8 protein-coding genes and 1 tRNA gene are annotated in these 12,165 nt (G+C 37.7%); 5 read left to right on the top strand and 4 right to left on the bottom strand.

Going from position 1 to position 12,165, the window contains the following annotated elements:
- Nucleotides 1-298, top strand: a 298-nt coding sequence (locus tag O9307_RS13410; protein ID WP_298300184.1) for a DUF4143 domain-containing protein, incomplete at its 5' end; no start/stop codon positions are given.
- Here the strand turns inward: O9307_RS13410 and O9307_RS13405 are convergent.
- Complete coding sequence (locus O9307_RS13405) at nt 281-553, bottom strand: DUF1294 domain-containing protein (protein WP_298300182.1); 273 nt, start codon at nt 551-553, stop codon at nt 281-283. The two genes, O9307_RS13410 and O9307_RS13405, sit on opposite strands and share 18 nt — an antisense overlap.
- Before the next feature lie 88 nt (nt 554-641).
- On the opposite strand from O9307_RS13405, the gene O9307_RS13400 reads away from it, so the two are divergent.
- The gene (locus O9307_RS13400) at nt 642-1,460 is read left to right on the top strand and encodes a BRO family protein (RefSeq protein WP_298300179.1); all 819 of its coding nucleotides are present in this window, start codon (nt 642-644) and stop codon (nt 1,458-1,460) included.
- Nucleotides 1,461-1,495: 35 nt separating this feature from the next.
- Nucleotides 1,496-3,619 carry a Tex family protein gene (locus O9307_RS13395; protein ID WP_298300177.1) on the top strand — a complete coding sequence of 708 codons (2,124 nt, stop codon included), beginning with the start codon at nt 1,496-1,498 and terminating at the stop codon, nt 3,617-3,619.
- A gap of 343 nt (nt 3,620-3,962) precedes the next feature.
- Here the strand turns inward: O9307_RS13395 and O9307_RS13390 are convergent, their stop codons facing one another.
- The 3 genes from O9307_RS13390 to rseP form a co-directional block, all read right to left on the bottom strand.
- Nucleotides 3,963-7,181 carry a T9SS type A sorting domain-containing protein gene (locus tag O9307_RS13390; protein WP_298300175.1) on the bottom strand — a complete coding sequence of 1,073 codons (3,219 nt, stop codon included), beginning with the start codon at nt 7,179-7,181 and terminating at the stop codon, nt 3,963-3,965.
- Between the two features lie 325 nt (nt 7,182-7,506).
- A tRNA-Asn gene (locus tag O9307_RS13385) sits at nt 7,507-7,580 on the bottom strand.
- Between the two features lie 133 nt (nt 7,581-7,713).
- Complete coding sequence (gene rseP / locus O9307_RS13380) at nt 7,714-9,057, bottom strand: RIP metalloprotease RseP (protein WP_298300173.1); 1,344 nt, start codon at nt 9,055-9,057, stop codon at nt 7,714-7,716.
- A gap of 274 nt (nt 9,058-9,331) precedes the next feature.
- Here rseP and O9307_RS13375 point away from each other — a divergent pair, with 274 nt between their 5' ends.
- Nucleotides 9,332-10,384: a Gfo/Idh/MocA family oxidoreductase gene (locus tag O9307_RS13375; RefSeq protein ID WP_298300171.1), complete on the top strand. Its 1,053-nt coding sequence runs from the start codon at nt 9,332-9,334 to the stop codon at nt 10,382-10,384.
- Nucleotides 10,385-10,696: 312 nt separating this feature from the next.
- Nucleotides 10,697-11,908, top strand: a complete 1,212-nt coding sequence (locus O9307_RS13370) for an MFS transporter (RefSeq protein WP_298300169.1) — start codon at nt 10,697-10,699, stop codon at nt 11,906-11,908.
- Nucleotides 11,909-12,165 lie beyond the last annotated feature (257 nt).

Genomic DNA, 12,165 nt, shown 5'->3' with positions numbered 1-12,165 from the left:
CAATTTTAATCGATTAGACAATCGCACCGATGTTGGTGCATTATGGGAAAATTATTTGGCTTCGGAACGTATAAAACACCAAAATTATACTCAAAAAGTAGTAACCAATTATTTTTGGCGTACGTATGACCAACAAGAATTAGATTGGTTGGAAGAAGAAAATGGCCAGCTACGAGGATACGAATTCAAATGGAATGAAAATAGAAAAGCGAAAGCCCCCACGGCTTTTGCAAAAGCCTATCCTGAAGCTAGTTTTCAAGTAATCAACAAACAGAATTATTTAGATTTTATAGTCTAATGAAACAAAACAAATGGCCATAATTTGCAATATCACTATCAACCAAAACTTCAAAAGATAACTAGTTTTACTTGTTTTATGTCTGAACAAAAGCATCGCTAATCCACTACCAACAGTTCCTCCGAAGCACACGATGGTTAAAAGGATTGTTTCGGGGATTCTTCTTCTATTTTTTTGAGCTACTATTTTGTCATAGCCTACTAAAACAAAAGCTAATACATTAACCAGTAAAAGAAAGTAAAAAATCAAGTTCATTTGGGTAAAAATTGAAGTCAAAGATAAAAGAAGTAAGTTGTTTTTCTTATATTTAAAATTCTTATGTATGTCTAAAAATCCCTTAATTATGAGCCCAATTAAATTATTCGAAGCCAAAAAAGTACGTAGCCATTACGATGCTGAAAAAGAAATTTGGTATTTCTCAGTTATTGATGTTATTCAGATTTTAACAGATAGTACTATCCCTAAACGTTATTGGACTGATTTAAAGAAGAAGCTAAATAATGAAGGAAGTGAAGCGTACGATAAAATCGTACAGTTGAAAATGCTTGCCGAAGATGGTAAAAATAGATTGACAGATACCGCCGATACTGAAACTTTATTGCGCTTAATTCAATCCATTCCTTCTCCAAAAGCAGAGCCGTTCAAGCAATGGTTAGCAAAAGTGGGCTATGAACGAATGCAAGAATTGGCAGATCCCGCCCAAAGTTTAGACCGTGCCCGTGAAAATTGGAAAAAATTGGGACGTAGCGAAAAATGGATTCAGCAACGAATGACTGGACAAGAGACTCGCAATAAATTAACCGATTATTGGAAAGAATCGGGTGTTGAAAAACAGGATGAATTTGCAATGTTGACCAATATCATTCATCAGGAATGGACAGGATTATCTGTTAAAAATCATAAAGAAATAAAAGGACTGAAAACTCAAAATTTAAGAGATCACATGACGGAAGCTGAATTAATTTTTACAGCTCTAGCAGAACTTTCTACCCGACAAATTGCCGAAACAGACGAAGCCAAGGGACTTTTAGAAAATGCAAAAGCCAGTAAGAAAGGAGGAGCAATTGCCAAAAACGCCCGATTAGCTTTAGAAGAGAAAACTGGAAAAAGCGTAGTAACAGGAGAAAATTTTCTGCCTCCAAGTCAAAAAGAACTAGAGTAAATTTAGCTATTTTAGCCCTCCGAAAAATTCAAAAAATGACCAACTTACAATTCATCGCCCAAAAGGTAGCTACCGCAGCCATCAATATTCAAAAAACGGTTCAATTACTACAGGAAGATTGCACCATACCTTTCATTTCGCGTTACCGAAAAGACACCACAGGTAATCTAGACGAAACACAAATCGAACAAATTGCCAAACTCCAAAAAGAGTACGAGGCCATCCTGAAGCGAAAAGAAGCCATCGTAAAATCCATCGAAGAACAAAACGCTTTGACGCCCGAATTGGATAAAAAAATCCAACAAAGTTTTGACCTACAAGAGTTGGAGGATTTGTACTTGCCGTACAAAAAGAAAAAAAGAACCAAAGCCGATGTCGCTCGTGAAAATGGACTGGAACCTTTGGCCAAAATTATAATGGCACAGAAAAATGACGATGTCGATTTCTTGGCTACGCAATACCTAAACGATGCTATTGTCAATGAAGAAGCGGCTTTACAAGGCGCCAGAGAAATTATTGCCGAATGGATCAACGAAAATATTTATGTTCGTAAACAATTGCGTCGTTTGTACGAACGCAAAGCCGCCATCACCACCAAAGTGGTCAAAACCAAAAAAGACGAAGCCGATGCGCAAAAGTTTTCGCAATATTTCGATTGGTCTGAACCGTTGACCAAAGCGCCTTCGCACCGACTTTTGGCGATGCTACGTGCCGAAAATGAAGGGTTCATCAAGTTCAAAGTAGAAGCAGATATTGACGAGGCCTATGACGTAATCGACGAATTGGTGTTGAAAGGTCAAAGTCCAAGCACCTCACACGTACAATTGGCCATTGAGGATTCTTATAAAAGATTGCTACAACCTGCCATTGCGAACGAAACCTTGCAAGAAGCCAAAGCCAAAGCTGATGCCAATTCCATTCAGGTTTTTGCGAATAATTTAGGGCAATTATTATTGGCTCCACCTTTGGGCGAAAAACGAATTTTAGCCATCGACCCAGGATTTCGTTCGGGTTGTAAAGTGGTTTGTTTGGACGAAAAAGGCGACTTGCTCTACAACGAAACCATCTATCCGCACGCGCCACAAAATGAAACGGCGATGGCGATGAAAAAAATCAAATCGATGGTAAACGCCTATAATATTGATGCCATATCCATTGGGAACGGAACCGCCTCAAGAGAAACCGAATTCTTCATCAAGAAAATCGCTTTCGATAAGCCTGTTCAAGTATTTATTGTTTCGGAGGCAGGTGCTTCTGTGTATTCCGCTTCAAAAATTGCCCGTGAAGAATTCCCCAATTATGACGTAACCGTTCGTGGTTCGGTGTCTATCGGACGTCGTTTGTCGGATCCTTTGGCCGAATTGGTGAAAATCGACCCAAAAGCTATTGGTGTAGGACAATACCAACACGATGTGGACCAAACCAAACTCAAAGAAGAATTGGATGCAACGGTAATTCGTTGCGTGAATTCGGTAGGAATCAACATCAATACGGCCAGTAAACATTTGTTGAGTTATGTGAGTGGTATTGGAGAAAAGCTGGCCGAAAATATAGTGACGTATCGTTCTGAAAATGGTCCTTTTGACGATAGAAAACAACTCAAAAAAGTACCGCGTTTGGGAGATAAAGCCTTCCAACAAGGCGCAGCATTTATCAGAATTGCCAATGGTAAAAATCCATTAGACAATTCGGCAGTACATCCCGAAGCTTATGCCATAGTAGAAAAAATGGCCAAAGATTTGAAAACTTCCGTTACTGATTTGATTGCCAACAAAGAAAAAATTGCCCTCATCAAACCCGAAAACTACGTAACGCCCGAAATTGGGATTTTGGGTATCAAAGATATCCTCAAAGAGCTCGAAAAACCAGGATTAGACCCAAGAAAATCCGCCAAAATCTTTGAATTCGACCCGAATGTCAAATCCATCAAAGATTTGAAAACAGGGATGATTTTGCCCGGGATCGTAAACAACATCACCAATTTTGGCTGTTTTGTCGATATCGGAATCAAAGAAAGTGGCTTGGTACACATTTCCCAACTCAAAGCTGGTTTCGTAAGCGATGTCAACGAAGTGGTCAAACTCCACCAACACGTTGAAGTAAAAGTAACCGAAGTTGATGAAGACCGTAAACGCATTCAGTTGACGATGGTATTGTAAAAATAAAAATTCCAAAATACTTCGACAAGCTCAGTATGACATTGGAATTTGGGATTTTACATATTGAAATTTAAAGAAACTTTTTCTTTAATAAACTTCTTGGTTACTTCTCCTTCTTTGGTAGTAAGTTTTACAATTTAAACATGGTTAGTGTTGTTTTTATTATTTTTTGTAAATTTCATTTTTTTCATTCTATAATTACTTTTTTAGAGGTAATTAAGCCTTCGTTTTGCATTACCTAGGTGAATAATCTGTTTTACAAATAGTTTGAAATCAGTATAAAAAAGCAAACCACCCTAAGGTGGCTTGCTTTTACATGAAGTACCTATTTTTTATGGTTACTCTATTGTTTAATTAATCGAACAGTTTTAGTTCGATTAATTTCGTTAGTTATTGTTAAGAAATACACACCCGAATTATAATTAGTTAAATCTATTTGAGATGTCCCTAAATTAATTTCACTTGTTTTCACTTGTTTTCCTAAGATGTCAAAAAGTTTCAACGAAGCATTTTGATCAATTTCGATATTAAAAATAGCGTTAGATGGGTTAGGGTAAACCAATAATTTTGTAGTTGCATCAAAATTACCTGTTGATAAAACAGCATTTACAGCTGTTACCATAGCCTGTACTTCTGCAACAGTAGCAGGAGAGGCAAACAATGCTGGATTAGCATCTATATACGCTTGGTATGCCGCTTCGTTAGCCGCTACAATGTCTGTAATAGCCGGTACAATTTGACCTAACTGTGAAGTAGTTACAGTAGATGTTACAGTATTTGGAGCATCGCCTTCATTACCAATTTGAGTAAGAACAGCAGCAGATGCAACTTGAGCATTTACAGCTGTAACCATAGCTTGTACTTCTGCTGCAGTAGCAGGAGAGGCAAACAATGCTGGATTAGCATCTATATACGCTCGGTATGCCGCTTCGTTAGCCGCTACAATGTCTGTAATAGCCGGTACAATTTGACCTAACTGTGCAGTAGTTACAGTAGATGTCACAGTATTTGGAGCATCACCTTCGTTACCAATTTGAGTAAGAACAGCAGCAGATGCTGCTTGAGCAACAACTTCTGCATTTACAGCCGTTACCATAGCTTGAACTTCTGCAACAGTAGCAGGAGAAGCAAACAACGCTGGATTAGCATCTATATACGCTCGGTATGCCGCTTGGTTAGCCGCTACAATGCCTGTAATAGCCGGTACAATTTGACCTAACTGTGCAGTAGTTACAGTAGATGTTACAGTATTTGGAGCATCACCTTCGTTACCAATTTGAGTAAGAACAGCAGTATTAGATATACTTGTTTCAGTGTGTAATTTAATTAAAAAAGCAGAGCTATTATCCCCGTTGTAGGTAGTGTACCAACCACCTACAAGAATTTTACCATCGGCTTGTTGTTCTATTGTGTAAACAGTGTTATTAAACCCTGCTCCTGTATTAAAACTAGTGTCTTTTGTGCCATTACTATTCAAAAGGATAATCAGGTTTTCTGCACTTCCGTTGTAAGAACTGAAAAATCCACCTACAAGAATTTTACCATCGGCTTGTTGTTCTATTGTGTAAACAGAGCCGTCAAACCCAGTTCCTGTTACAAAAGAAGTGTCTTTGACTCCATCGCTATTCAAACGGATGATGCTTCTTTCATTAATATCATTATATTGTGAGAAATTTCCACCTACAAGAATTTTTCCATCGGTTTGTTGTGCTATGGTCCAAACAGCGTTATCAAACCCTGTTACTGTGTTAAAAGAAGTGTCTTTTGTGCCATCGCCATTAAGTCGTATGATTCCTTTTGGTGTAAATCCGTTGTTGTAGAAAGTAAATTCTCCACCTACTAAAATTTTACCATCCGCTTGTTGAACTATTACGTTTACAAATGCGTCAAACCCTGTTCCTGTTACAAAAGTAGCGTCTTTTGTACCATCGCTATTTAAACGTATAATAAAGTTTTCTATAGCTCCGTTGTAGTTAGCGAATTCTCCACCTACAAGAATTTTTCCATCAGCTTGTATTACTATTGTTTTAACTACTCCATCAAAACCTGTTCCTGTGTTAAAAGTAGCATCTTTTGTGCCATCGCTATTCAAACGTATAATAAAGTTTTCTGAAGCTCCGTTGTAGGTGGAGAATTCTCCACCTACAAGAATTTTTCCATCTGTTTGTAATGCTATTGAGTAAACACGACCATAATTAATACCAAATCCTGTAGTTCTAAACCCTGTTCCAGTAGTAAAGGTTGTGTCTTTGCTACCATCACTATTTAAACGGATAATGCTGTTTTCTGTTACTCCGTTGTAGGAAGAGAAATTTCCACCGATAAGAATTTTTCCATCTGCTTGTTGTACTATTTCGTACACATATCCATTAAACCCAGTTCCGTTTCCCGTGTTAAAAGTAGCGTCTTTGCTGCCATCGCTATTCAAACGAATCATTTTGTATTCGGTAAATGCGTTGAAGATATAGAAGGATCCACCTACTAATATTTTACCATCAACTTGTTGTGCTATTGTATAAATAGTGGTATAAAAAGTGCTTTCAAACCCCACTCCTGCTGTAAAAGTAACATCTTTGGAACCATCGGTATTTAAGCGAATGATTTTGTTTTCGCTAGTATCTTTGTAAGTAGCAAATTCTCCGCCAACTAATATTTGACCATCTGCTTGTTCTTCTATTGACCAAACAGTACGATTAAAACCTGTTCCTGTGTTAAATGTAGTGTCTTTGCTGCCATCGGCATTTAAACGGATGATTTTATTTGTACTAGTTGTGTCGTACTCTGAGAAATCTCCACCTACAAGAATTTTACCATCTGCAAGTTGTTTAATTATAAAGACATCTAAATCAAACCCCGATCCTGTATCAAAAGTTGCGTCTTTACTGCCATCATTATTCAAGCGGATAATATAGCCTTCGCTAGTTCCATTATAGGAAGTAAACATTCCTCCTACAAGGATTTTACCATCTATTTGTTGTTCTATTGTTAAAACGCGGTCATTAAATCCTGTACCTGTGTTAAAAGAAGTATCTTTTGTACCATCACTATTCAAACGGATGATTCTATTTTCAGTAAGTCCTTTGTAGGAAGTGAAAAATCCACCTACTAATATTTTTCCATCGGCTTGCAGTTTTATTGAATGAACACTCCCTTGAAAACCTGTTCCTGTATCAAAAGTTGCGTCTTTGGTGCCGTCGTTATTCAATCGGATGATTTTGTTTTCAGTAACTGCGTTATAGGTAGAGAAGCTTCCTCCTACAAGAATTTTTCCATCAGCTTGTGTTGCGATAGCATAAACATCGTCATTAAACCCAGTTCCTGTGCTAAAAGCAGTGTCTTTAGAACCATCGCTATTCAAACGGATAATTTTGTTTTCTGTTTCACCTTTGTATGAATTGAAATCTCCACCTGCAAGAATTTTCCCATCTACTTGCTGTTCAATTGTACGAACATTTCCAATAAATCCAGGATATGCTCCAAAACTTTGCGCTATATCGCCTGCTGTTTGTGCTTGTGTTCCCATAGTAACTAAGGCAAATAAAAAAAGTAAGATTTTTTTCATATATTTTTTAAAATTTTTTTGGCAAATGTGCAATTAATTTTTAGAAAGTTTGCAAGAGAAATGTGAATAAATTGAAAAGTTTTTAAAAAAGTATATTTTAAAATAGCAGTAACTTATTTAAAAAAAAGAGTTGAAGTAGACGAAGCCCAAAAAAGGAATCAGTTGACGATGGTATTATTAAACAAAAAACGATAATATAAAGAATAATTTTTTAGGATAAAAATTGAACTGAAGAGTTTCAGCTCAAACCTGCAGTAAGTCCTTGAATTTTATGGATTCAATTTATTCCATAAAAAAAGCCCGACATAGCTGTCAGGCTTTTAAGCTCCCCCTCTTGGGCTCGAACCAAGGACCCTCTGATTAACAGTCAGATGCTCTAACCAACTGAGCTAAGGAGGAAACTGTGTATTATAATGCGTAGTAGGAACGTTTTCTGTGGCTTTGACTGACATTGTTTGTTTGTCTAAGCGGTTGCAAAGATACACCTAATTTCAAGTTTTGCAAACAAAAAATAAATTTTTTTTAATTTTTTTTACTTGCCAACAATCGCCTTGTAAATGTCGTTCCCGTTAGCAAATAAAAGCAACGAGATAAGTAAAACAAAACCAACCATTTGAGCATTCTCTAGGAATTTGTCGCTTGGTTTTTTGCCGCTAATGATTTCATACAACAAAAACATTACGTGGCCACCATCCAACGCTGGAATCGGCAATAAATTCATTACTCCCAACATAATCGATAACAAAGCCGTGATGTTCCAGAATACTTCCCAGCTCCAAGAACTAGGGAAAATATTAAAAATAGCCGCAAATCCACCCACTTGTTTGTACGCTTTGGTCTCTGGATTGAAAATCATTTTCAATTGTTTGCCATAGCTCAACAATTGGTCTTTCCCTTTTTCAATCCCCACCGGAATCGATTCGAAGAAACTGTATTCTTGTTTGCTGATTTTGTAGTAGCCTAGTTTTTCTAAAGATTCTAATCCTAAACTACCCGTTTGTATCCCCAATTTGGCGTCTTGGTTAACGATTACTTGAACAGGTACTTCTTTTTCGTTACGAATTACAACCGCTGGAAGGGTTTTGCCATTGTTCGCTTTTAGTATAGCCTTAACTTGATCGTAATATTTGGCAGGTTGGCCATTCATAGAAACAATAACGTCTTTAGGCTGTAATTGTTTATTCAAAGATTCTTCAGGAATAGCGGTAACTGCAAACGGCATACGAATATTCACTAAAGGCCCTTTTTCTAATTTTGACAATTGGTCCACTAAATCAACAGGCATTTGAATGGTTTGAGTAGCGCCATTTCTTTCGATTTGGACTTCTTTCCCCATAATCAATTTCATATTGATTTCGTTGTCGTATTTTTCGATTTTTTCGCCATCAACAGCAAAGATTTTATCACCAGTTTGGAAACCAATTTTATTCATCACTGGATTTTCAATTAGCAATCCGTCTTTCATATCGGCCATAGTTACAAAAGCATCACCATAAGCAAAAGCCATTCCTATATAAATAATGAACGCCAAAATGAAGTTTACCGTAACCCCTCCCAACATAATAATCAAACGTTGCCAAGCGGGTTTCGAACGAAATTCCCAAGGTTGTGGTGGTAACGCCATTTGTTCCTTGTCCATACTCTCATCGATCATCCCAGAGATTTTCACATAACCGCCAAGTGGCAACCAACCAATACCGTATTCGGTTTCGCCTATTTTCTTTTTGAGTAACGAAAACTTAAGGTCAAAAAACAAGTAAAATTTCTCTACTCTAGTTTTGAATAATTTGGCAGGAATAAAATGTCCCAATTCGTGAAGAATAATTAATAAGGACAAACTCAATAAAAATTGAGCAAACTTGATAACGATTTCCATTGTTTACTTTTAGTTCTTAAATAACGCACAAAAGTAGCGTTTCTATTTTAATTTGATAGCGCAATATACTACATACCGATTTAAATGTTTGTTAAATCGCTTGTCTCCTTTCAACTAAAGCTATTTTTTTTATCTCGTGGTTTTTGGAAACCCTTTTCAAAGTTGTATTGTTATAATTTGCTTATAATGTCGGGGAAATAAAATGAAGCTGAGTATTTCTTCCTAAATTTGTCCGGAGGATTTTTTTTGTTTCAATCATTCAATCTTTCAATCTATGCAAAAAATAAAAACGGCACTACTCTCCTACGGAATGTCTGGAAAAGTATTCCACGCTCCTTTTCTCGATTTACATCCCGGTTTTGAAATAACAGGCGCTTGGGAACGCAGCAAAAAGCTCATACAAACGGATTTCCCTAAAGTAAAAAGCTACCCCACTTTAGAAACTTTACTCCAAGACGATTGCGATTTGGTAATTGTGAATACGCCTGTGGGTACGCATTATGAATATGCCAAACAAGTCTTGCTCGCTGGAAAACACGCCATCGTAGAAAAAGCCTTTACCACCACCGTTGCCGAAGCCCAAGAACTAGCCGCTTTGGCCAACGAAAAAGGACTGCAACTGGCCGTTTTTCAAAACCGAAGATGGGACAGCGACTTCAAAACCGTTCAAAAAATACTTCAGGACAAAATCCTTGGCGATATCGTGGAGGCCGAAATTCATTTTGACCGCTACAATCCTAATTTGAGTCCAAAAGTCCACAAAGAAACCCAAAATGCCGGTGCTGGAATTCTGAAAGATTTAGGACCTCACATCATCGACCAAGCCTTATGCTTGTTTGGTTTTCCAGATGCCGTAAACGGAGACATTCGAATTACTAGAGCCCATTCTTTAGTTGACGATTGGATTGATATCACCCTATTTTATCCCGAGCTAAGAGTCCGACTCAAAGCTGGTTTCTTTGTGCGTGAACCGCATCCATCGTATACGCTTCACGGCAAAAAGGGTTCGTTTCTAAAAGCCCGTGGCGATGTGCAAGAAGACGAATTAAAATTAGGTAAAAAACCCAATACCACAGATTGGGGCACCGAACCCGAACACCTAAAAGGACTGCTCCACACCGAAAACAACGGAACGATTATCAAAGAATTCGTGTCCACAGAACAAGGCAATTACTATGCTTTTTTTGAGGGAATGTACCAAGCCATTCTTCACGGAAAAAAAGTACCAGTTTCCGCTACAGAAGGTGTTCAAGTGATGCAAATCATAGAGGCGGCAATCGCTAGTCATCAACAACAGCAAAGAATCAAGGTAAGTAGTTTTGATTAAAGTTCAAATAAAATTTAACCACACTTCGATGCCTCATTGCAGGCTAGAGCCATAGATTAATAGTACAAGGTATAAAGAGAAAATAGAAATAGTGCTATTTCTCACATAGTATTATGTAGCTATGTGAATAGTAAAACGTCTATACCTTTCTATGTAAAACTATAAATTCTATGATTCTATGTGGTAAAAAAATAAACACAACGTATTTAAATTATAAACAATATCGTTGTAAATCATTAAAATGTGTTATTATGACACAATAAGCCGTTCTTTTTTGTAATTTTGGCACTTAAAACACTAAAAACCAATCCTTTGATTTACCTCAACTTCTTAGGGCGGCTTAAACCCAAAGGGAAATACAAAAAAGCCTACGCCGAAGCCAAAGTCTCTTACCTCAACAGAATACGTTGGGCAGTGGCAATGTTTTATTTCGGAATGGGACTTACTTTTGCCACTTGGGCGAGTCGCATTCCAACCATCAAAACAGCTTTGCAACTTAGTGAAGGTACCTTGGGAACCATCTTATTTGCGCTTCCTGTGGGGCAACTTACTATGATGTTTTTCTCTGGAAAATTGGTCACACGTTATGGAAGTCACAGAGTATTGCCCGTCTCAATTTTATTATATGCTGTTAGTTTGACCAACTTAGCTTTGGCACAAAACGCTTGGCAATTGGCTCTTGGACTTTTTGCCTTTGGACTTACCGCCAACTTAACCAATATTTCGGTAAACACCCAAGGCGTCTATACCGAAGGTCTTTTTAAGCGCAACATTATGCTGTCTTTTCACGGAATGTGGAGTTTGGCTGGTTTTACTGGAGCCTTAATCGGTCTCGGAATTTTAGCTTTAGAATTAACGACCTACACCCATTTTATTATTGTCGCTTGCATCGTTTTAGGACTCGTAGCCTTCAATTACAAATTGCTCATCCGCGCCAAAGAAACCCAAAAAACCGAAAAGAAAAAACCTTTTTTCAAACCCGACCCCACCTTAATTTGGCTAGGTGTAATTGGTTTTTGTTGTATGGCTAGCGAAGGCGTAATGTTCGATTGGAGTGGCGTATATTTCAAAGACGTAGTCAAAGTTCCAGGTCCTTTAGTCGTTTTGGGCTACACTTCCTTTATGATTATGATGGCTAGCGGCCGTTTTTTCGGCGACCGTCTTACCCAAAAATGGGGACGCAAAAAAGTAATGCAAATCAGTGGGTGTGTCATTTCTACAGGTTTATTCACCGCCGTATTTTTTCCCTACATCATTCCCGCAACCATCGCCTTTATGTTTGTTGGACTAGGCGTTTCGACTATCATTCCAACTTTGTATAGCATTGCAGGAAAACAACCAACCATCCCAACAGGCGAAGCGCTCACCGCTGTCTCAAGCGTAAGTTTTCTAGGGTTTTTGATAGGACCACCTGTTATTGGCCATATTGCTCAAGCTTTTGGTTTGCAATTTTCATTCGCATTTATTGGCATTTTCGGATTTTTAATCGCCTTAATGGTATCCAAAATAAAAATTGATGCCTAATTGTAAGGAGCACACGACCCTGCTTTTCCAGACGAGTTGTCCTGCTGTACGCTATATCTTTTTTCCCTAGCTCACCGTTTGTAAAACGGCCAGCTAGGAAAAAAAGGATGCCGCTCCCATCCTACCGTCTGGACACAAATATTTTTATGTTAAAATGGCACGCAGATTAGGCAGATTATCGCCGATTTTTGGTTGTATATTAAAAATATTATTTATAAACTTAATGTTTTTTCAACACATTTTTTCAAAAGACAACA

The sequence above is a fragment of the Flavobacterium sp. genome (assembly GCF_027531905.1).
In the GTDB taxonomy this organism is placed as follows: Bacteria; Bacteroidota; Bacteroidia; order Flavobacteriales; family Flavobacteriaceae; genus Flavobacterium.
Note: the sequence above shows the minus strand (reverse complement) of the source record. Positions and strands in the feature narration are given on the sequence as shown.